17 protein-coding genes are annotated in these 21,423 nt (G+C 41.3%); 9 read left to right on the forward strand and 8 right to left on the reverse strand.

The annotated features are described in order from the left end of the window. Nucleotide 1 precedes the first annotated feature (1 nt). Entirely contained in the window at nucleotides 2-1,327 is a 1,326-nt protein-coding gene (locus EXT43_RS03155; protein WP_062564584.1) for a DEAD/DEAH box helicase, read from the reverse strand. A 198-nt stretch (nucleotides 1,328-1,525) separates the two neighbouring features. Between EXT43_RS03155 and EXT43_RS03160 the strand changes: the two genes are divergently transcribed. From EXT43_RS03160 to EXT43_RS03185, 6 genes are all read left to right on the forward strand, one after another. Next, on the forward strand, nucleotides 1,526-2,533 hold the full coding sequence (locus tag EXT43_RS03160) for a rhodanese-related sulfurtransferase (protein WP_062564448.1): 1,008 nt from the start codon (nucleotides 1,526-1,528) through the stop codon (nucleotides 2,531-2,533). Nucleotides 2,534-2,695: 162 nt separating this feature from the next. Beyond that, nucleotides 2,696-3,124: a hypothetical protein gene (locus EXT43_RS03165; protein WP_062564447.1), complete on the forward strand. Its 429-nt coding sequence runs from the start codon at nucleotides 2,696-2,698 to the stop codon at nucleotides 3,122-3,124. Between the two features lie 137 nt (nucleotides 3,125-3,261). Beyond that, entirely contained in the window at nucleotides 3,262-4,272 is a 1,011-nt protein-coding gene (locus tag EXT43_RS03170) for an efflux RND transporter periplasmic adaptor subunit (protein WP_240701467.1), read from the forward strand. A 2-nt stretch (nucleotides 4,273-4,274) separates the two neighbouring features. Next, nucleotides 4,275-7,352 (forward strand): efflux RND transporter permease subunit, encoded by a 3,078-nt coding sequence (locus tag EXT43_RS03175; protein ID WP_130166322.1) that lies wholly within the window; start codon nucleotides 4,275-4,277, stop codon nucleotides 7,350-7,352. A gap of 84 nt (nucleotides 7,353-7,436) precedes the next feature. Next, nucleotides 7,437-9,335 (forward strand): DUF294 nucleotidyltransferase-like domain-containing protein, encoded by a 1,899-nt coding sequence (locus EXT43_RS03180; protein ID WP_062564445.1) that lies wholly within the window; start codon nucleotides 7,437-7,439, stop codon nucleotides 9,333-9,335. After that, nucleotides 9,335-10,042 (forward strand): 3'-5' exonuclease, encoded by a 708-nt coding sequence (locus EXT43_RS03185; protein WP_062564444.1) that lies wholly within the window; start codon nucleotides 9,335-9,337, stop codon nucleotides 10,040-10,042. Before EXT43_RS03180 ends, EXT43_RS03185 begins: the two co-directional genes overlap by 1 nt. 99 nt (nucleotides 10,043-10,141) lie before the next feature. Here the strand turns inward: EXT43_RS03185 and EXT43_RS03190 are convergent, their stop codons facing one another. The 5 genes from EXT43_RS03190 to EXT43_RS03210 form a co-directional block, all read right to left on the reverse strand. Continuing rightward, nucleotides 10,142-11,716: a BCCT family transporter gene (locus EXT43_RS03190; RefSeq protein ID WP_130166323.1), complete on the reverse strand. Its 1,575-nt coding sequence runs from the start codon at nucleotides 11,714-11,716 to the stop codon at nucleotides 10,142-10,144. A gap of 332 nt (nucleotides 11,717-12,048) precedes the next feature. Beyond that, nucleotides 12,049-13,716, reverse strand: a complete 1,668-nt coding sequence (asnB, locus tag EXT43_RS03195) for an asparagine synthase B (RefSeq protein WP_062564442.1) — start codon at nucleotides 13,714-13,716, stop codon at nucleotides 12,049-12,051. 369 nt (nucleotides 13,717-14,085) lie between these two features. After that, nucleotides 14,086-15,021, reverse strand: a complete 936-nt coding sequence (locus tag EXT43_RS03200; RefSeq protein ID WP_062564441.1) for a biotin-dependent carboxyltransferase family protein — start codon at nucleotides 15,019-15,021, stop codon at nucleotides 14,086-14,088. Beyond that, entirely contained in the window at nucleotides 15,018-15,686 is a 669-nt protein-coding gene (pxpB, locus tag EXT43_RS03205; protein ID WP_062564440.1) for a 5-oxoprolinase subunit PxpB, read from the reverse strand. The genes EXT43_RS03200 and pxpB overlap by 4 nt, the downstream gene beginning before the upstream one ends. 152 nt (nucleotides 15,687-15,838) lie before the next feature. After that, entirely contained in the window at nucleotides 15,839-17,362 is a 1,524-nt protein-coding gene (locus tag EXT43_RS03210; RefSeq protein WP_130166324.1) for a leucyl aminopeptidase, read from the reverse strand. Nucleotides 17,363-17,519: 157 nt separating this feature from the next. Here EXT43_RS03210 and msrA point away from each other — a divergent pair, with 157 nt between their 5' ends. After that, nucleotides 17,520-18,797, forward strand: coding sequence for a peptide-methionine (S)-S-oxide reductase MsrA (gene msrA, locus EXT43_RS03215; protein WP_130166325.1), 1,278 nt, complete (start codon nucleotides 17,520-17,522; stop codon nucleotides 18,795-18,797). A 61-nt stretch (nucleotides 18,798-18,858) separates the two neighbouring features. Here msrA and EXT43_RS03220 read toward each other — a convergent pair whose 3' ends face one another. Together EXT43_RS03220 and EXT43_RS03225 are read right to left on the reverse strand one after the other, a co-directional pair. After that, nucleotides 18,859-19,323 (reverse strand): hypothetical protein, encoded by a 465-nt coding sequence (locus EXT43_RS03220; RefSeq protein ID WP_130166326.1) that lies wholly within the window; start codon nucleotides 19,321-19,323, stop codon nucleotides 18,859-18,861. Between the two features lie 195 nt (nucleotides 19,324-19,518). Then, on the reverse strand, nucleotides 19,519-19,938 hold the full coding sequence (locus EXT43_RS03225; protein ID WP_055197213.1) for a hypothetical protein: 420 nt from the start codon (nucleotides 19,936-19,938) through the stop codon (nucleotides 19,519-19,521). Nucleotides 19,939-20,173: 235 nt separating this feature from the next. Between EXT43_RS03225 and EXT43_RS03230 the strand changes: the two genes are divergently transcribed. After that, nucleotides 20,174-20,455, forward strand: coding sequence for a hypothetical protein (locus tag EXT43_RS03230; protein ID WP_130166327.1), 282 nt, complete (start codon nucleotides 20,174-20,176; stop codon nucleotides 20,453-20,455). A gap of 34 nt (nucleotides 20,456-20,489) precedes the next feature. Next, the gene (locus EXT43_RS03235) at nucleotides 20,490-21,407 is read left to right on the forward strand and encodes a hypothetical protein (protein WP_062564435.1); all 918 of its coding nucleotides are present in this window, start codon (nucleotides 20,490-20,492) and stop codon (nucleotides 21,405-21,407) included. Nucleotides 21,408-21,423: the final 16 nt, after the last annotated feature.

The raw sequence follows: 21,423 nt of genomic DNA on the forward strand, positions 1-21,423 counted from the left end.
GTTATTCCTGTTCTGGCTTTTTCTTACGGCGCATTGGAGCAAAACCATCTACATCAATTGGTGCTTGAATAGGGGCTTTTGGTTTTTTAGGGGCTGCTTTGCGTTTTGGTTTTGCAGGTTTTGCAGCCACTTTTTTCTCTGCTTTTTTCCAAACTGTGTTTGGTTTTTTCTCACGCAGACCTTTAAATTTACCAACAAGGCCGTCAACGGTGAAAAAGCTTAATTCATCATTTAAAAATGCTTTAATTGCTTTGTAGCTAGGCCAATCTTTAGGGCCTACTAACGAAATAGCCGTACCTTTAAAGCCTGCGCGACCAGTACGACCAATACGGTGCACATACTCTTCAGCATGTTTTGGTAGGTCAAAGTTAATTACGTGGGTCACGCTTAATAAATCAAGACCACGTGATGCAACATCGGTGGTGATTAAGATTTTAAAGTTTTCACGGCTGAAGGCATCCATGATTTCAAGGCGTTTGGCCTGTGTTAAGTCACCCGCAAGCGCTTGCGCTTTTAATCCTTTATCGTTTAACAATTGGCTTAAACGCTGAGTGTCGGCACGTGTTGCGGTGAAAATAATGCATTGTCCGACATTGTCTTGTTTTACAAAGTGCTCAAGTAGGGCTTCTTTGTGATCTAAATGATCAGCTAAATAAAGCTGCTGGGTAATGTCACTATGTTGCTCGTTAGAAGCACTTAACAGAATTTGTTTTGGCGAACGTAAAAGGTTACGTGACAGGGCATCAACTTGTGCATGGTCAAGAGTTGCAGAAAACAATAACGTTTGGCGTAAACGGTGATCAGCAAGCTCGTTGATCATTTTAACTTGATCGGTAAAGCCTAAATCTAAGATACGGTCAGCTTCATCAAAAATTAACAGCTCTAAGCCTGAAAGCTGTAATGAGCGTTGACTCAAATGGTCAGCTAAACGACCCGGTGTGCCCACTACAAAATGAGGGTCTTTACGCAGTGCTTTAATTTGGTCATTAAAGTTTTCACCACCCAGTACTTTTACAGCACTAATGTTTGTACCGGCGATTAATAGCCTTAATTGGCTGTACACTTGGGTTGCTAATTCACGGGTAGGCGCAACGATTAAAACGCGAGGGTCGCGTTTACTGAGTGCTTTTTGTTTCATTACACGCTGTACAGCAGGTAATAAAAACGCCAGCGTTTTGCCCGATCCTGTTTTTGACTGTGCAAAAATATCATGGCCTGCGATAGCTGTTGGTACCGCGTGAGCTTGAATGTCAGTGGGCTGGGTGATGCCTTGATGCGCAAGTTGTTTTTCGAGGCGTGTATCAATCCCAAGTTCAGTAAAATGCAATGCGTAATCTCCGATGAGCAAAATTTGTAAATCCTGTTCATTATAACGCACTTGCCTCACTTGGAGACAGTAAAAACACAGCTATTTCGCATCAGTTTTTGCAATTATCACTAATTCGCGTAAAATACGCGCCCTCAATGCGCCGGATTTGCGATTCGGTTAACGCCCACATGGGCATTTAAAGCAAAAGGTAAAACCATGACTGCTGTTCATAAAGACAATGTAACTAGCGAGCACTTTGTTGTTTGCGCACTTTACAAATTTGTAGCCCTTCCTGATTTTGAAGCGATCCGCCAACCACTACTTAAAGTAATGGAAGACAATGAAGTACGCGGTACTTTGTTACTTGCGGCTGAAGGTATCAACGGTACTGTTTCTGCTAAACGTGAAGGTATCGATAACCTACTTGCATGGTTAGATTCACAACCAAACCTAGACAATATTGTGACTAAAGAGTCATACGATGACGAATGCCCGTTCTACCGTACTAAGGTAAAACTGAAAAAAGAAATCGTAACTATGGGTGTTGAAGGTATCGACCCACGTGAAGTAGTGGGTACTTATGTAAAACCAGCTGAATGGAATGCATTAATTTCAGACCCTGAAGTGATTCTTATCGATACGCGTAACGATTACGAAATCGAGATCGGTACTTTCCAAAATGCGGTTGATCCAAAAACTAAAACATTCCGTGAATTCCCTGCATGGGCGAAAGAAAACCTAGACCCAGAAAAGCACAAAAAAGTTGCTATGTTCTGTACCGGTGGTATTCGCTGTGAAAAATCAACTGCGTACATGAAAGAGCAAGGCTTTGACGAAGTATTCCACCTTGAAGGCGGTATTCTTAAGTACTTAGAAGAAGTACCAAAAGAAGAAACCATGTGGGAAGGTGAGTGTTTTGTATTTGATAACCGTGTTGCGGTAAATCATGACTTACAAAAAGGTTCTTACGACCAATGTCACGCATGTCGTATGCCTATCACTGAAGAAGAAAAGCAAAAGCCTGAATACATGGAAGGTGTATCGTGTCATCACTGTCATGACAGCCTAACAGAAGAGCAACGCGCACGTTTTGCTGAGCGTCAAAAGCAAATCGAGTTAGCACAAGCGCGTGGTGAAGGTCACATCGGTAACGAAGCGCAAGAAGTTCTTCGTAAGCGTAAAGAAGCTAAAAAAGCGCAAAAAGAAGCGCAGCGCCAACAGTAATTGTTAGCTTTATAAATTGATAGAAACCCCAGCATAGTCTGGGGTTTTTTTATGTCTGTCCGTTTTTGCTACATACAGTTTTTTACACATCTTAAACAGTCTCTAACTGATGTTAGGAATAGTATCTAACTTAAGCTTTTATACTGATGGGATGAGAATAGAATGAATAAATTACTGCTAGGTTTACTATTTTTAGGTGGCTGCGCGACACAAGGGGTAGATAGAGCCGACCAAAATGTGATGATTAAACGCTTTTATGCAAAAGTGACATCGGTTCAGCCGGTTAAGTTATCATCCAACGTTAAAACGGGTATAGCAGCAGGCTCTACAATTGGTTTTGTTGATCAGTTAGATGGCAACCACGAAGAGATGATTGCAGGGGCAGTTGCAGGGGCACTTGTTGGCGGCCTAGTAACTGCTATATCAGAAGGTAGTAATGAAGCTTTTGAGTATTCATTAAGATCAGAGCAAGAAGGTAGTTTTACACTAATTCAAAAGGAACAAATAACTGATCAATCTGATTGTGTAGAGGTAACCATAGCAAGCGAAGCACACTTAAAAGAGGTCGATTCATCACATTGTCGTTTCTAATTAGAAAACACAGGCGATGTATGCGTTTAATTCAGCTTGGCTAATTGTTTATTAAACGAAGTCAGCTTTTTATTGATCACAAAGCTGTTACACTTCGTAACAATTAAAACGATTCTTATTTAGGTGAAATTTTGACAATTGGCAAATTACATACATGGACTTTAATTGCCTGTATTAGTTGTGTTTCCGTCGCAGAGGCGGCTAATGTAGTTGTAGAATCAGTGTCTGTTGAAAAGTCTAAACATCAGATAAAAGCAGTGGGTAATGCTGAAGCGATTCACTCAGTCACTCTTTACCCAGCCGTTGGGGACAGAGTCACCGCTGTTTACTTTAAACCAGGCGATAACGTTGCCAAAGGTGACTTACTATTAGAGCTTGATTCACGTAGACAAAAAGCAGCGTTGATCGAAGCCGAAATTACTTTAAAAGATGCTGAGCGCACCATGAAAAGGCTTGAAGAAAGCCACGCTCGTGGTGCGGTGCCGCAAAGTGATTTAGATGATGCGAAAACACTTTATGAGCTTGCAAAAGTCCAGTTAATGCAAGCGAAAACAGAGCGTGAAGACCGCGAAGTTCGTGCTCCTTTTAGTGGTGTTATGGGTTTAACTGACGTCGAAGTAGGCGACAGGATCACAACCCAAACAGCCATTGCGACTATCGATGATATTTCTGAGCTTTATATCAATTTTAATGCCCCAGAGGCCGCTATCTCAGTGCTTAAACAAAAATCTTCGGTCGAAGTGGTGCCTTGGTTAGGCGATAAAGCTTACATTGCTCAGGTGGCAGAGCTTGATTCGCGTATCAATGCGCAAACCCGCACTCTTAGAACAAAAGCCAAACTTGATAATAATGCCCAGCAATTTATGCCGGGTATGAGCTTTCGTGTACACATAAATATTCTAGGTGAAGAGCTTGCCGTAGTACCTGAAGCTGCGATGATGTGGGGGGCAGCAGGTCCTTACGTATGGAAGAGTGTCGATAAAAAAGCAACTCGTGTTGATGTAAAAATTGAGCAGCGTTTAGCAGGGCGTTTACTAGTCTCTGGTGGCTTAAACGAAGGTGACTTATTGGTGACAGAAGGAGTTCAGCGCCTAAGACCTAATCAAGAGCTTAATTTCATCAATGAAGTGCAGCTAGCCAAGGAGTAATGATGAAACAGCAACCTATGATGGAAGACTTACCATCAATGGCAATACGTCGCCCTGTTTTAATTGTGGTACTTAACTTACTCATTATTATTGCAGGTATCGCTGCAATAGCAGGGGTTGAAGTACGTGAGCTTCCTGATGTTGATAGACCGCGTATTACAGTATCAGCGTCTTTCCCTGGTGGTTCACCGGAGACTGTAGATACCGAAGTAACTAGCAAGCTCGAAGGGGCAGTTGCGAGGGTAAGTGGTGTAAAGTCGATTCGTGCGCAAAGTGAAGAAAACAATGCTCGTATTGTGGTTGAGTTTCGCCCTGGTGTTAATTTAGATGATGCTGCAAACGAAACACGAGAATCGGTGGCCCGTGTGCAGCGAGAATTACCCGAAGAAGTTGAACGGGTATCAATTATTAAAGCCGATAACGATGCCGAAGCGGTAGTATCGTTAACGGTATCAAGTGATAGCTTATCCCTTGAGGCGTTGACAGAGCGTGTTGATGTTGACTTAGCCCCGCAGTTTTTAACCATTCCTGGTGTTGCCGATGTTCGTTTAAATGGCGACCGCGAACGGGTTCTTAGAGTGCGCATTGACCCACTTAAGCTAAGCAGCTTTAACCTTACCGTACCAGATATTGCCGACGTACTTCGTCAGGCTCCCTTTGATGTGCCTGCGGGTAGTTTAAAATCAAGCGATCAACAGGTGATCGTTCGTGCTGATGCAACGTCAATCTCTGCAGAACAAGTAGCCGATATCATCGTTCGTGACGATACCCGTATTGGCGATGTTGCGGCTGTTTACTTTGGCCCAGCTGATCCGCGTTCGTTCGTGAGGCTCAATGGTACACCTGTGATTGGCATGGAAATTATTCGTCAGGCGCAATCTAATACCATTGAAATTTCGGATGAAGTGCTAACTTTAATCGAGCGCATGCGAGTACGTTTTCCTGAAATGGAATTTACTTTAACCTCTGACGATGCTCAGTTTATCAGAAGCTCAGTTGATGAAGTTATTAACTCACTGTTACTAACCGTGCTACTAGTGGTGATCACACTGTGGGTGTTTATTGGCTCATGGCGCGCAACGCTGGTTCCTGCATTTGCGATACCTGTGGCATTAATTGGCTCTTTAGCACTTATTTGGGCGCTTGGTTTCTCAATTAATATTCTTACATTACTTGCACTCGTGTTAGCTACTGGCCTAATTGTAGATGATGCCATTGTGGTAAGTGAAAACATCCAACGTCAACGGGGCTTAGGTCTTGGTCGTCGTGCAGCTGCAGTGGTTGGTACACGTGAAGTATTCTTTGCTGTTGTGGCAACAACCGCCGTATTAGCTGCGGTGTTTGTGCCTATTGCGTTTTTACCATCAACAGCTGGGCGACTATTTAGAGAGTTTGGTGGTGTATTGGCTGGCGCTGTGATCATATCAAGCTTTGTAGCGCTGTCTTTGGTCCCTGCGCTGACATCAAAACTGAAATTAAAGCAGGGCGGTTTTCATCCATTTGCAAAAGTTGGTCATGTGTTAGCCGCTGTTTATAAGCGCACAATACATGGTGTACTTGAGCATGCATGGATTACCTTCTTTGCATGTTTGTTGGTTGCTGCAGGCTCTGGGGCACTGTATTTCAATTTAGATAACGAGTTATTACCAACAGAAGATCGCGGTAAAATTCGTATTTTTGCCCGTGGTCCTGATGGTGTAGGCCTGAACTTTATGGACAGGCAAGCGGTGCAAATGGAAGACATCTTACTGCCGTATGTTGAAAGTGGTGATATTGAGTCTATTTACACTGTGGTTGGGCAATGGGATCCAAACATTGTATTTATTACTGTGCCGCTAAAACATTGGGACGAACGTCATTTTAGTCAGCAAGAAATTATTAATAAAATACGTGAACCTTTAGGTAATATTCCTGGTGCGGCTGGTTACCCAGGTGGTTCAAATAGTTTGAACTTGCGTGGCCAAGGCGGTGGTATTGAGCTTGCCTTATTGGGCCAAGACTACCTCGAGATTTTTAAAGCCGCGCAAGACTTCTCTGCTGAAATAGAAAAAGCAGTGCCAGAAGTAGCACCTGTTCGTATTTCATATCAGCCGTCACAGCCACAATTACGCGTTAATATTGATAGACGTCGTGCTGAAGAGCTCGGTGTATCGCTCAGTGATATCTCTGTAACACTTCGCGCTGCAATCAATGGTGATGATATTGCCGATTTAAACATTGGTGACCAATCAATTCCGATTATGCTGCAAGCACAAAACCAAACCATCACAAACCCGAGCGATTTAGCTAACTTGTATGTTGGTGGCCGCAATGGTCAGTTAGTGCCACTGAGTAGTGTGGCAACCATTACAGAAGAAGGTGTTGCCGCTGAGCTTGAGCGCCACGCGCAGCGCCGTGCTATTGAACTGAGTATGGAAATGCCAGAGGGCGTAACTATTGCTGAGCTGGTTACAAAAATCCGTGATATTTCAGAACAATCTCTGCCTGCTGGCATCAGCTTGGCGTTTAAAGGTGAGGCATTAACCTTTGAAGAAACTGCCAATGAAGTATTAGTGACCTATGTTCTGGCCTTTTTAATTGTTCTTCTGGTATTGGCTGCACAATTTGAAAGTGTGAATAGTGCAATCGTTGTTATGATCACTGTACCGTTTGGTATTACATCAGCAATTTTAGCGCTGTATTTAACAGGTACATCATTAAACATTTACTCGCAAATTGGTTTAGTGATGCTGATTGGTCTAATTGCTAAAAACGCCATCTTGCTGGTGGAGTTTGCTGACCAATTACGTGACCAAGGCCGCTCGGTTAGAGTTGCGGTAGAAGAGGCCGCATTGGTTCGTCTTCGCCCAATCGCGATGACGCTAGTTTCAACCTTATTGGGTGCATTACCACTTATTTTATCTACCGGTGCAGGGGCTGAGGCTCGTAACGCGATTGGTTGGGTAGTATTTGGCGGTTTAGCACTGGCGGTGTTATTTACCCTATATCTAACGCCTGTTATTTATCTTGGTTTAGCTCGCTTTACTAAACCAAGAGGTGATGAGTCGAAACTTCTGGCTGAAGAGTTAGAAAAGGCTTAATCCTACTTAATTGGCTATTTTTTCTTTGAAAAAATAGCCAATTACCCTCACAATTAAATCAAATGGTTTAATCTAGGTACGCGTATGCAAGCCGAACACGTCGATATTGCCCAATTTCTTGCTGATCATGCCCCTTTTGATGATCTTCCTGAAGAGGCGGTAAATAAACTCGCTGCACAAATCGAAATCGCTTATTTTCGCGCAGGCACTGAAATATTAAATTATGGCGAAGATATCGCTGATTTATATGTTATACGCAGTGGTGCTGTTGAAATGTATCGCCGTGATGGTGATTTATATAACCGTTTAACTATCGGTGGGATCTTTGGTTCAATGGGCCTTCTTATGAACCGTAAAGTGCGGTTTCCGGCAAAGGCGCTTGAAGATACCTTAGTTTATTGCATCAATGTTAAGTTGTTTAACGAGTTTTGTGATGAGTACGAAGTGTTCGCAGATTTCTTTGAAGCCGATGGAAATGTGCGCCTTCACCAAGCAATTGTTGAACAAGCAGACAGCAATGATTTAACAACCGCTAAGGTTAAGTCGCTTCTTCACCGTGATGTTGTCACTGTGGCAAAAGATGCCTCTGTGCAAATGGTTGCGCAATTGATGACGCAAGAGTCGGTATCGTCTGTACTGGTTACTGATGCAGATAAACCTATTAGTGATGATCCTGATGATGACGACGGCCAAGTAGTTGGCATCATTACCGACCGTGACTTACGTACCAGTGTTATTGCTGAAGGGTTAAGTTACGAAGCGCCAGCCGCGCAAATAATGCAAAAAGACTTAGTATTGCTTGATAGCAATGCCTATGTGTTTGAAGCCGTGCTTGCAATGCTCAGAGATAATATTCACCACCTGCCTGTAGTCGTTAAGAAAAAGCCGATTGGCGTTATTTCTTTATCGGATATTTTACGCTACGAATCGCAAAGTAGCTTATTGTTAGTACGCGGCATATTAGCTCAGCAATCGGTTGAAGATTTAGCTCACTATGCAAGGCAGCTGCCTAATGTGTTTGTACGCATGGTTAACGAAGACGCTAACTCTCACATGATTGGTACTGCAATGGCTGTTATAGGCCGAACCTTCAAACAACGTTTACTTGATTTAGCTGAAGAAAAGTTTGGCCCGCCGCCAGTTCCTTATTGCTTTATCGCTTTAGGTTCAATGGCTCGTGATGAGCAATTAATTGTGACCGACCAAGATAACGCCATCATCCTCGATAATAGTTTTAACGAGGAATTACATGACGAGTACTTCCAGAATTTGGCTGATTTTGTTTGTGATGGTTTAGCTGAATGTGGCTATAAGTACTGTGAAGGTGAAATTATGGCGTCATTTAAAAAGTGGCGTTTAACACGCGAGCAGTGGAAAGAACAATTTGCAGGTTGGATGGCCGAACCTAAGCCGCAGGCTTTATTACATAGCTCGATCTTTTTTGATTTAGACGGTGTTTACGGTAAAAACAAATGGGCCGATGAGCTCAAACGCTTTATCGCAACAGAAGGGCGTAAGAATAAACGTTTCTTAGCTAACCTTGCAGCAAATGCGCGTAACAGAACGCCGCCTTTAGGTTTCTTTAAAGACTTTGTTTTAGAGCATAATGGTCAACACAAGCGATCTATGAACTTAAAACGCCGCGGTACTGCACCTTTATCTGATGTAATACGCGTGCATGCATTAGCGATAGGCAGTCGTAAACAAAATTCATTCGAGCGTTTAGAAGATATTATCGAAGCTAAACTACTCCCTGAAGGTAAAGCACAAGATTTACGAGACGCCTTAGAGTACATTGCCATGATCAGAATAAGACACCAAGCGTGGCAAATAGAAAAGCTTGATGAAGCGCCAGATAACGACTTAGAGCCTCATTTACTTTCTCCTTTTGAGCAGCGAAACCTTAAAGAAGCGTTTGCCATTTTAGATAAAGCGCAGAGCTTCCTTAAATTCAGATACTCTGCCAACACAGGGATGAAGTAATGGCAAAACAAGGCGCAAAACTTGATTGGCCGACTCGGTATCAACAGTTATTAGCACAGAGCAAACAGCCACTGATTAAAGCGTTTTATGAATCAGCTATTTGTGATTTAAGCACACCAATTAGTGATGTTCCTTTCGTAGCGCTTGACTTTGAGACAACCGGTCTAAATTATCAAAATGACGATATAGTCAGTGTTGGTTTAATCCCATTTAATACCAAGCGTATTTTTTGTAAAGATAGCCAACATTGGATTGTTCAACCAAGGCGTAAGCTTGCTGAAGAGTCGATTGTTATTCATGGTATAACTCATTCAGAAGTGAGCGATGCACCTGATTTTTCAACGATTATGGAGCCTTTGTTAGCAGCATTAAAAGGCAAAATTATTGTGGTTCATTTTGCGCCTATTGAACGGCACTTTTTATATCAAGCTTTGCAAGCACGCTTAGGTGAAGGGCTTGAATTTGCCGTTATAGACACGCTAGATCTGGAAACGCGTGCACTTAAAGCAAAGCAGGGGTTACTCGGGCGATTGTTTAATTCTAAGATTGATTCTGTGCGCTTAGCAGACTCTCGCATTCGTTATTCGTTACCAGCATATCAAAACCACAATGCGCTTAATGACGCTACAGCCACCGCAGAGCTTCTACAAGCGCAAATAGCTTATCATTACCGCCCAGATACGCCGCTCAGCGAATTACTCATATAGCGTGCTTAGCACCGACTTTATGTCGGGTATTTGAATTTGAGCAAAGCTTATAAATAAAAAACGCCGCTAATGCGGCGTTTTTATTAATTAAAGGCAAGTTTAGTGTCTTGGTTCTGTTCGTAAGCCAAGGATTAAACTTACACACATTAATAGCAATACAAAAGTAAACGGTAAGCCCGTAGATACGGCGCCGGCTTGTAAGGCCTCGATTGCTTGTGTGCCACCAATCCAAACAAGTGCAGCTGCAATAGCGCCCTCGATTGTTGCCCAAAAGATACGTTGTGGCACTGGCGCGTCAACTTTACCACCGGCAGTGATTGAGTCGATTACTAATGACCCTGAGTCAGATGACGTAATAAAGAACACGAGTACTAGCACAATTGCAATGAATGAAAGCACTTGTGACATTGGCAGCGCTTCAAACATTTGGAACATAGCTAGTGGTACATCAGTTAAGCCTTTTTCACCTAGTACACCCACTTTATCAATAACTTGTTCAATAGCGATACCACCATAAATTGACATCCAGAAGATAGTCACAACAGTAGGAACTAGTAATACAGCAATTAAAAACTCACGAATTGTACGGCCTTCAGATACGCGCGCAATGAACATACCTACAAACGGTGACCATGAAATCCACCAAGCCCAATAGAATACAGTCCAGCCATGCATCCATGTTTCATCTTCACGACCATGTGGGTTACTTAGTGGAATAATGTTTTCAACATAACCCATTACTGTATTAGGAAGGTTACCAAATGCTGCAGAAAAGCCAACAAGTGCAACAAATACAAGTAATACAAAAGCAATAAGCATGTTTACGTTACTAAGTAGTTTTACACCGCCGTCGATACCGCGGACAACAGAAATAACAGCAAGTAACGTCACACCTACAATAACGCCAATTTGTAAGCCTATTCCGCTATCAGTACCAAATACATGGTTAATACCTGCAGCTGCTTGTTGCGCGCCTAAACCAAGAGACGTTGCAAGGCCAAATAGAGTGGCAAGTACAGCTAGAATATCAATAAGGTGGCCTGGCCAGCCCCACGCTTTGTCACCTAAAATAGGGTAAAAAATTGAACGAATAGATAACGGCAAACCTTTGTTATAGCAAAAGAATGCGAGTGAAAGCGAAACAACGGCGTAAATTGCCCAAGGATGTAAACCCCAATGGAACATAGTTGCACCCATTGCCAGTTTGGCAGCTTCTGGCGTGTTTGCTTCAACACCAAGTGGTGTTTCATACCAACCTGTAAAATAGGCAACAGGTTCTGCTACGCCCCAGAACATTAAGCCTATACCCATACCTGCAGCAAATAACATTGCAAGCCAAGAAATACGCGAATGAGTTGGACGCGCTTCTTTACCACCAAGGCGGATATTTCCGTATGGTGAAACAATTAACGCTAAGCAAAACAATACGAATAAGTTTGCTGACCACATAAAAAAGCCATCAAAGTTATTAATAATGTCGTTCTTAATACCATTCAGGGTTGTTTTCGCTGTTTCAGCATCTGAAATAAGTGTTGCCACTAAGAATAGGGCAATTAAACCAGCACTAATGCCAAATACAGGGTTATGCACATCAAAACCCCATTTTTGTACATTGTCCTGACCGACGGTGTAGTCGGTATTGTCGATACTGTACTTATCATGATGTTCGCTCATGAATACCTCTTGTTGTAGTTATATCTAGCAGAAAGCTAAACGGCCGGATGGCACAAGTTCAACTAATACTCTTTTTACGTGTAAAACTTAAAATTAGTTTGTAGACGAACTAAATTTGTACCAAAGTCTAGACTTTAGTGTAGGAGTTCGAAAAAAAATGTAAATGGTTTTGTCCCTAAACAGCCGAATAAATGTAGTTTTTTACGTTTTTTGTTGGAATTGTGAACAAACTGGGTCGGGAATGGAATAATTTGATGACAGTATTATTTCAAAGCAAATTATTTCAATTGAGAGGAAAGTGCTGCAAACACAGGGCTTGCAGCACAAAGTTACTACTTTTTGTAAGCGTCGTTATGAACGCCAGCAGCACGACCTGAAGGATCAGCATTGTTTTGGAATGATGCATCCCAAGCGAGTGCTTCAGGAGTAGAACAAGCAACTGATTTGCCATGCGGAACACATTTCGCAGCGGCATCACCAGGGAAGTGCTCTTCGAAAATACTACGATAGAAATACGCTTCTTTAGAATCAGGCGTATTGATCGGGTATTTGTATTTAGCATTAGCAAGGTCTTGATCGCTAACTTGTTCGTTCACATACTCTTTTAAAGTATCAATCCAGTTATAGCCTACGCCATCAGAGAACTGCTCTTTTTGACGCCAAAGTACGTCGTCTGGCAGGTAGCCGTCGAACGCTTCACGAATAATGTGCTTTTCGATTTTACCGTCTTTACACATCTTCGCTTCTGGGTTGATACGCATTGCTACGTCTACAAATTCTTTATCTAGGAATGGCACGCGCGCTTCAACGCCCCATGCTGCCATTGATTTATTAGCACGCAAGCAATCGAACATATGTAGTTTAGACACTTTACGGTTAAGCTCCTCATGGAACTCTTGCGCATTTGGTGCTTTGTGGAAATAAAGGTAACCACCAAATAGCTCATCAGCACCTTCGCCTGATAACACCATTTTAATACCCATGGCTTTAATCTGGCGTGCCATTAAGTACATCGGCGTTGAGGCACGAATAGTTGTTACATCGTACGTTTCGATGTGATAAATCACTTCACGTAGGGCATCAATACCTTCTTGAATAGTAAAGTGAATAGGGTGGTGAACCGTACCAATCATATCAGCTACTTTTTGTGCAGCTGCTAAATCGGGTGAGCCTTCAAGACCCACAGAAAATGAATGCAGTTTTGGCCACCAAGCATCAGACTCGTCATTATCTTCGATACGTTTTGCAGCAAAACGCTGTGTAATAGCAGAGATAACAGATGAGTCTAAACCGCCAGATAATAGAACGCCATATGGTACATCACACATTAATTGACGTTTAACAGCTGCTTCTAGGCCTTCTTTAACATCGCTTGCTTTTGCTTCGTTGTCTTTTACTGCATCATAGTTTTGCCAATCACGGCTGTAATACTTACGAAGTTGACCATCTTTGCTCCACAAGAAATGACCCGGAGGGAACTCTTCAATATGTTTACAAATTGGCGAAAGTGCTTTTAATTCTGAGGCAACATAAAAGTTACCATGCTCATCATGACCCGTATAAAGCGGAATAATCCCGATATGGTCACGACCAATTAAGTAGGCATCTTGTTCTTCGTCGTATAAACAAAACGCGAAAATACCATTTAAATCATCTAAAAACTCAGGGCCTTTTTGTTTATATAAAGCCAAAATAACTTCACAGTCAGACTGAGTTTGAAAAGTGAAATCAGTTTCTAAGCTAGCAGCGAGCTCTTTGTGGTTATAAATTTCACCGTTAACAGCAAGAATATTTGTACGCTCAGGGTTGTACAAAGGCTGTGCACCACTCGATACGCCAACAATCGCTAAACGTTCGTGCACTAAAATAGCTTTATCTGATGAATACACGCCAGACCAATCTGGCCCGCGGTGCCTTAATAGTTTTGACATCTCAATTGCTTGGCTACGCAATTGAGCGGGATCAGATTTAATATCTAATACCCCAAAAATTGAACACATAGTGACTCCTCATTCCAAATATGTGCGCAGTTAACAGAATTTATATAACTGCGAATGTTTGTTTTAACAGAAATAATTACCTAAGTCACACAGGTTTTTTAATTAATTGAGAATAAAATATGCACCTGCGGTAACCTCTTTGCACCAGTATGGGGTAAGTGGTTAAAGGGTGAGCGGTTTAAATGCTTGATTTGTACAAATTGGATGATAATGAGTCTGGAATAAAGGCTTTTGTTACTAAATTTTCTGCACAGCTTTGGTGCAAAGGAATGCGTAGGGTTTTTACCTTTTTAAATGTATAGACAAGCCATAAAGGCAACGCGAGCAAAGACTTTCTTTGCTCGTTTTTTAAACACCAATAAATTAACGCTATTTATTAATATAGTTTAGCGCTATCGCAAGTTGATTTAAGTGCGCAGTTAGCTTTTCTTGTGCCTCGTGGGCTTCGTTGAGTGTAACAAACTTAAAGTGAAGGAAGTCGCCGGGTTTAAATTGTGCAAAATGACGAAGATCCGCTTCGATCACGGTGCCGAGCAATGGATAACCCCCCGTTGTTTGCGCATCGTTTAATAGCACTATGGGTTCACCATTTGGCGGAAGCTGAATACAGCCAGGAGCAACAGCCATAGAGGGTAATGAAACATCATGGCTGATATCACACTCATCACTTAATAGTCTTGTGCCCATGCGGTTACTATTAGGCGATACATGCCAAGAATGATTTATAAAGTTAACGATGGTTTCTTTTGGTAACAGTGCTGCATGTGGTGCAGCATGAATACGAATTTGTGTACTTTTAGGTGGTAGCATCGCGCCTAAGCCAACTTTGGTATTGTACCTTGGCGTTATATCAAAACTATCGCCAGCCTGCAGTGCTTTACCGGTTAAGCCACCAAAACCCGCTAATATATCAGTAGAATAAGAATCTAAAATGGGCTCAGGTAAATGCCACTCGCCGCCAATAGCAAGGTAACTTCTAAAACCATGACGCGCCGCATTAAACTTTAATACATCGCCTTTTTTTATGTAAAAGCTCCAGCCAGGATCAACAGGGTTGCCATTTACTGTGGCTTTCATATCTGTGCCGTGCAGAGCAATGTAGTAATCGTTATCGAACTGAATCTCGGCCAGACCTAACGTGATCTCAATAACGGGGTTGTTATCGTCGTTGCCAACTAAACGGTTTGTAATAACTTGAGCGTAAGGGTCAATGCAACCGGATTGGCCAATGCCTAAATGGCGAGAGCCTGTGCGGCCTTGATCTTGTATAGACATTTGCATGCCAGGTTTGATGATAGTGATCATTTTAACACCTCCTGAATTACAAACTCTAAAGTATCACCGGGTTCAATAGCACAAGGCGAGGCTGCATTGATATCAAACAGACGAAAATCTGTATGACCAATAATTTGCCAGCCACCAGGTGAGCTTTCAGGGTAAATACCGGTTTGATCGCCGCCGATAGCAACAGAACCTTTTGGAACAGAGAGCCTTGGTTCAGCATGACGAGGTGTGTAAAGTTGTGGATTTAAACCATCTAAATAAGCAAAACCGGGCTTAAAGCCTAAAAAAAGCACGTGGTATTTGGCACTGCTGTGCATTTGAGCAACATCATCAACAGACAGATTATGATGTTTAGCAACATGCGCTATATCAGGCCCATATTCACCACCATAACGAGTCGCAAGTTTATGATGACGTGAGTTAAAGTCAGTGGCTTTAAGTTCGTGCCATTGTTCTAGTAATCGTGGCAGCCAACCAGCAAGTTGAGCGGGCTCTTTTAGATAAAGCGTTAAATTATTATTGGCAGGGACTACATCAACAAAGTCATCACTGCTTTGGCAATATTGTGCTAATGCCCATATTTTCTTTTGCGTAGTCAGTGTGTCGCTTGCTATTTCATAGGCATCAAAAAAGATGCTATGCGTAGTGAGCGCCATAATTTTAGGTGTACTATTGGTCGTCGTCATTGCGTATCAATCTTATTATTATCCCTTAATGCTTATTAGCATATAGGCTGTTTGTTGATGATGTAAATGTGTCTTTAGTGTTAATTAGAAAAACTCAAGACAATCAAGTGGCTATAGTAGCTTATAACCACTTGATAAAGTGCAATGCCTAATTACTGTGCGTTATTTAATAACCAATTAGATAGTAAACGTACGCCATAGCCTGTACCGCCTTCAGCTAATTCATCTTTTGCTTTAGAGTTTAGAGCGTTACCAGCAATATCAATGTGAACCCAACGTGTGTCACCGGCAAAGTTTTGTAAGAAACTCGCTGCTGTAGTAGCACCTGGGCCATGTGAACCGATGTTTTTAAGATCAGCAATGTCTGACTTTAACGCATCTTCATAACCTAGAGGTAAACGCCATAGGTTTTCGTTTACTTGCTTACCAGCAACAGTTAGTTGCTCTACAAGGGTATCGTCGTCAGATAACACAGCTGCATAGTCATTACCTACAGCACGAATTTTAGAGCCGGTTAGGGTCGCAACATCAACCATAATACTTGGCTTGTACTTGTCGCGGGCATACCACATTGCATCACTTAATACTAAACGGCCTTCAGCATCTGTATTTACAATCTCAACGCTTAAACCTTCAGCGGTTCTTACAACATCACCTGGCGCTACGGCAAATTGCGATACCATATTAGCTGCCATGCCCATTACAGCAACTACGTTTGTGTCGGCTTTAGCCAGTGCCATTGCTTTAACAGTACCTAGTACTGCAGCAGCACCAGCCATGTCTGATTTCATGCGGGCGATTGAAGCACCTGTTTTAAGGCTGTAACCACCAGAATCAAAGGTAATACCTTTACCTACTAATGCGATAGGGGTGTTTTTATTCCCTTGATAATGTGCAACCACTAAACGTGCACCTTCTTCGCTACCACGGCCAACAGCCTCAAGTGCACCCATGCCCAGCTTTTTAAGTTGCTTAGGCTCTAAAACAGTAATTTTAACACCTAACTTTTTAAGCTCTTTTGCCGCTTTAGCAAAATCAACCGGCGTCATTTCTGTTGCAACTTCAGACGTTAAGTCACGTGCTAAAAATACACCTTGTTCAATGCTTTGTAGTAGTTTATGGGTTTTGACCGCTTGGTCTAAATTCTCAACATCTAATGTGTAGTTAACAACATGGCTGTCTTGTTCTTTTTTGTATTGCTCAAAACGGTGGTCACGTAAATTTGCGCCATGTGCAAATTCTGCTGCATATTTAGCATTGATTGCGCTGTCTTTTAGCTCTGAAAAATCAAGGCTAACATTTGCTTGTTTAGCCGACTGCAATTTAGCGTGAACGTTACCACCTAGTTTTGCCATTTTTGCTGCATCTAGTTTTGGCTGCTCTCCTAAGCCAACAAGTAAGATGCGTTGATGGTCACTACCGTTTGGTGCGATAACTTCTAACGTTTTGCCATAGCCTGCTTTAAAGTCACTAAATTCAATGACTTTATTTAGGTGAGTTTGGGTTTCTGGCTTTAAATAATTAAAGTTAGCAACTTGGCTATCTGTATCTAAAAATAAAACTAGGGTGTTGTCGTTCGGTTTGATTGATTTTGCAAAAGTGAACTCTGCGGCATTCACTTGCGTAGCAAGTGTTAATCCTAATGCAATAGCAGATAAGCTGTGTGCAATTTTCATTTTTTAATATCCCAATGTTAAAAAGCTGTGTTTTACCGTAAATAAGGTTAAGAGTTAAATTGTTAGCGGTGAATCGCTGTTTGCATGCGTTTAAGTTGAAATTATTAATACCTATGCTCGGTCTGTCTTAAATACAGGCTTTTAAGAGGAAATTAGTATGACAATTAAGTCGATGTTACTGACACTATTCACTTGCAGTGCCATTTTTACCACCAGCCCAATTAAAGCTGACACAATGCCAGATAACGCGACAGGGCATATTGAAACCATTGTGCTTGGTTCGGGTTGCTTTTGGGGAGCAGAAAAACGATACGAAGCACTTGATGGTGTATTGGATGCGGTATCTGGCTATGCTGATGGGCATGGGTTTAAAGCGACCTACAAGAACATAACACGTAGCTCACGACGCTTTGATAAAAACAATTATGCAGAAGTTGTTAAAGTGACATACAACAGTAACGAGTTAACAACTCAATCGCTTTTAAAGCATTATTTTGAAAATCATGATCCAACTCAGCTAAATCGCCAAGGGAATGATGTTGGTACTCAATACCGCTCAACAATTTTGGTAAGTAATAATGAGCAACAAGAAGTTGCGAATAAACTTAAAGATGAATACCAAAGCAAATTAACAGCAGCAGGCTACGGCAAGATTGTAACTGTGATAAAACCGCTTGATGCATTTTATGCCGCTGAGGATTATCACCAAGATTATTTAAAGAAAAACCCCAATGGCTATTGCCCTGATCATTCAACGGGAGTTGTATTCACACCAGTAGAAAAACAGCAGGTTGATAACACAGCCTTATTGGCAGGTAAGCAAATTGTAGTGATAGATGCAAAAGGTTATTGCCCATACTGTGAAAAGTTTAAAAAAGAGGTCGCTAATGAGTACATGGGTTCGATACCAATGACCTTTCGACATGCTGATCAACTAGATGGCTTAACGATTAAAACGCCGACTTGGGCAACACCCACGTTATTATTTATAGAAAATGGCGAAGAGGTTTATGGTCGCCAAGGCTATGTTAGTAAAGGTGAGTTTTACAAAGCGTTAGGGGCATTTAAACTAGGTGACAGTGAAGCTTTTAGAGTGGCATTTCATGCCAGAACTGACAGCCCATTTTGTAAGCAATACGATATCTTTAAAAATACACCAGACGGTATTTTTATTGATAAGCTAAGTGGAGCGCCGCTTTTTGACACCCGTGATAGGTTTAACTCAGGCACTGGCTGGCTTTCTTTTACTCATCCTGTGAAAGACAGTGTAACTATGCATGAAGACAACAGTTATGGCATGCAGCGTATTGAGCTTAAATCAAAAAGCTCGGGTATTCATTTAGGTCATTTGTTCCCTGGTGAAGGGCCAAGAGGTAAAGACAGGTACTGCATTAATGCTACTGTGCTTGATTTTGTGCCAAGAGATAAATCTTAAAAGGTAACTGATGTAAGAAAACCAGCCGACATGGCTGGTTTTCTTTTAGCCTGATGACTTATTACCACAATTTTAATTCCTGTTTCGCAAGATTTAAGTTAAACGACACCAGCTCGTTATTATTGAGCTGCACAGCCTCATAAAAATCAGCAATGGCCGCTGTATCATTTTTCGCCATAAGTCGAGCAATGCCTCTATTACTTAATGCATAAGATGTCAGTTCATTACGTTTATAGTGGGGGGCATTGACCTTTTTTAGCATCGCGATTGCTTGCGAGCAATCTTGTTCAGCTTTATCAAACTGTTTTAGTTTCACACCCGCAACACAGCGGTTAAACGGCACGATATAGTTATTAGCTTCGTTCATTGTCTCTAAAGAATTAGCAAAGTTGCCTTGCATAATTGCTTTTGAGCTTGCGTTATCGTCAACAACCATGAGTTTAAAGTCGTTGTTGTTGGCGAATACAAAATTTGAACAAACAAATAATATTAACCACAGGCAGGGTTTTAGATTTAATTTAAACATTGTTTTCTCCTTGTTAGCGTAAGCGTTGTGCTTACTCTATAAAGTTAGAAAACAGGGTATAAAACTGACAAACGATATAATCGCACCTATGAGGTGAAGAAAAGTATTCTATAACGCAGATATTTTAGACGAAAAAAAGCCCGGTCAGAACACACAAGAACCGGGCTTTCGACAACAATTTGGTTGGGGTAACTTTTACAGCGCTAGGTTTTGTTTTGCGCGGCTTAAGTTGTGGTTAACAAGTTCGTTTTTAGAAATTTGCACTGCTTCATAAAAGTCAGAAAGAGCAGCAGTATCGTTTTCAGACATGATGCGTGCAACACCACGGTTACTAAGTGCAAACGATGTTAGTTCACGGCGTTTGTAACCAGGTACTTTACTTGTGCTTAGAAGAGAAATTGCTTGTGTACACAGGCTTTCCGCTTCTGAAAAATTCTTTTCTTTAACGCTTAATGCACAGCGGTTGAAGGCAGTTTCGTATTGGCTAGTTGCATTGTCGTTAGATTGAGCTTGCTCAATAACCATCAGTTTATAATCAGCTTGGTCGGCTACTGCCATCGCTGAGCAAGTTAATAAAGAGCTAAGTGCAATAGTTTTTACAAGTGTTTTTAACATGATAGTTTTCCTCTGAATAAGTTGGTGTTTCTTGCCAACGAGTGAACTTTAAAATATTCCTATAAGCTAAACAAACGATTAAATTAAAACTGATAGATGAAGAAATTTAATCTATAGAGTAATTACTCAGGGTTCAGGTTTTTACTGTGGTGTAGAGGAGGTGAAGTTGTTTTATTCCTGTATTGGAAAGTTAAATTAGCTTAGCTGAGTGCTTGATAAATTAATGCCGTCACTTATGCAGTTACTCGTAAAATCCCTGTTTACTGATGCTAATGGCAATAAATTCTTGGGTTACATTAATATCGGCTTAGCCGGGATTGAGTATACACAACCATGTATGTTTGTTGATGATGAACCTGTTGGCTTTTGGTTTGGCATATCAACACCCAATATAATTGATTTACCAAAACTAAACTTTCCAATTCAAGCTGCTTCAGAGCCTATCCATGGTCTGCCTTCTCAAATCGAGATTATTAACGGTTATATTTCCTCGAGTATTGAGATATCGTCACAATAGACTACTCACCTAACAAATACTTTTAACTATAATTATGCTAAAATTATCTAAATTTCTTTTACTCTCCAGTCTCATATCTGGAGTGCTTTCATTTAAGACGCTTGCTAACAAGCAGTCAGCTGATTTCGAAGTCATTAATCTCGCTGATGATTTTTATACTTTATATCAGTCAAGCAAGACGTTGACTGCAGAAAATAGAGCAGAGCAGTTTTCTCAACATTTCACCTCTCAATTTGCGCCTTTTTATAGTGATAAAAGCTTTGTTAAAGCTATTGAGGGTTTCAGTGGTGTAGAAGAAGTATATTTATCAAAAAATAGGCGTTTATCTAAAGATTTAAACAGCAGTATTGAATCATTTATTGCTACTTTCCCTGATTTCAAATCTGAAACCCCCATTTACATACTTCACTCATTAGGAAGGTTCAATGGGGCAACGCGAGAGTTAAATGGTAAATCTTACTTAATGTTTGGTGTAGACCTTATGGCCAAATATCATACCTGGAAAAACGATACGCCATTCTTTCATCACGAGTTATTTCATGTTTATCATGAAAAATTATTCCACTGTAAGGATGAGCTATGGTGCTCTATTTGGACTGAGGGATTAGCTACTTACGTTTCATATAAATTAACTCCGTCAGCCAGTGATGATGAATTGATGCTAAACATACCTAGCAATCTGGTGAAAAAGATTCGCTCAAGACAGCTCGATTCTCTCGTTGACCTCAAGAAAAAGTTTTATTCAAAAAAACCTGAAATATATTCTTCATTTTTCAACTTCGCAAAGGACGAGACAAAGCTGCCATACCGAAGAGGTTATTACCTAGGTTTTATTTTAGCTAAAGAAATTGGCAAAAATTACAGCTTAGAGCAATTGGCTAAAATGGATAAACAGACAGTAGAGAGCTTATTACTAAAAGAGCTTAATTTATTAATAAAAGCGGAAGACTAAAAAGCGAAACCCCTAA

This window comes from Pseudoalteromonas sp. CO109Y, assembly GCF_004208935.1.
In the GTDB taxonomy this organism is placed as follows: Bacteria; Pseudomonadota; Gammaproteobacteria; order Enterobacterales; family Alteromonadaceae; genus Pseudoalteromonas; species Pseudoalteromonas shioyasakiensis.

Excerpts from the sequence above, each read along its gene's own strand:
- EXT43_RS03160 (WP_062564448.1), top strand. The coding sequence starts at position 1,526 with ATGACTGCTGTTCATAAAGACAATGTAACTAGCGAGCACTTTGTTGTT.
- EXT43_RS03165 (WP_062564447.1), top strand. The coding sequence starts at position 2,696 with ATGAATAAATTACTGCTAGGTTTACTATTTTTAGGTGGCTGCGCGACA.
- EXT43_RS03175 (WP_130166322.1), top strand. The coding sequence starts at position 4,275 with ATGAAACAGCAACCTATGATGGAAGACTTACCATCAATGGCAATACGT.
- EXT43_RS03180 (WP_062564445.1), top strand. The coding sequence starts at position 7,437 with ATGCAAGCCGAACACGTCGATATTGCCCAATTTCTTGCTGATCATGCC.
- EXT43_RS03185 (WP_062564444.1), top strand. The coding sequence starts at position 9,335 with ATGGCAAAACAAGGCGCAAAACTTGATTGGCCGACTCGGTATCAACAG.
- EXT43_RS03190 (WP_130166323.1), bottom strand. The coding sequence starts at position 11,716 with ATGAGCGAACATCATGATAAGTACAGTATCGACAATACCGACTACACC.
- asnB (WP_062564442.1), bottom strand. The coding sequence starts at position 13,716 with ATGTGTTCAATTTTTGGGGTATTAGATATTAAATCTGATCCCGCTCAA.
- EXT43_RS03200 (WP_062564441.1), bottom strand. The coding sequence starts at position 15,021 with ATGATCACTATCATCAAACCTGGCATGCAAATGTCTATACAAGATCAA.
- pxpB (WP_062564440.1), bottom strand. The coding sequence starts at position 15,686 with ATGACGACGACCAATAGTACACCTAAAATTATGGCGCTCACTACGCAT.
- EXT43_RS03210 (WP_130166324.1), bottom strand. The coding sequence starts at position 17,362 with ATGAAAATTGCACACAGCTTATCTGCTATTGCATTAGGATTAACACTT.
- msrA (WP_130166325.1), top strand. The coding sequence starts at position 17,520 with ATGACAATTAAGTCGATGTTACTGACACTATTCACTTGCAGTGCCATT.
- EXT43_RS03220 (WP_130166326.1), bottom strand. The coding sequence starts at position 19,323 with ATGTTTAAATTAAATCTAAAACCCTGCCTGTGGTTAATATTATTTGTT.
- EXT43_RS03225 (WP_055197213.1), bottom strand. The coding sequence starts at position 19,938 with ATGTTAAAAACACTTGTAAAAACTATTGCACTTAGCTCTTTATTAACT.
- EXT43_RS03230 (WP_130166327.1), top strand. The coding sequence starts at position 20,174 with ATGCAGTTACTCGTAAAATCCCTGTTTACTGATGCTAATGGCAATAAA.
- EXT43_RS03235 (WP_062564435.1), top strand. The coding sequence starts at position 20,490 with ATGCTAAAATTATCTAAATTTCTTTTACTCTCCAGTCTCATATCTGGA.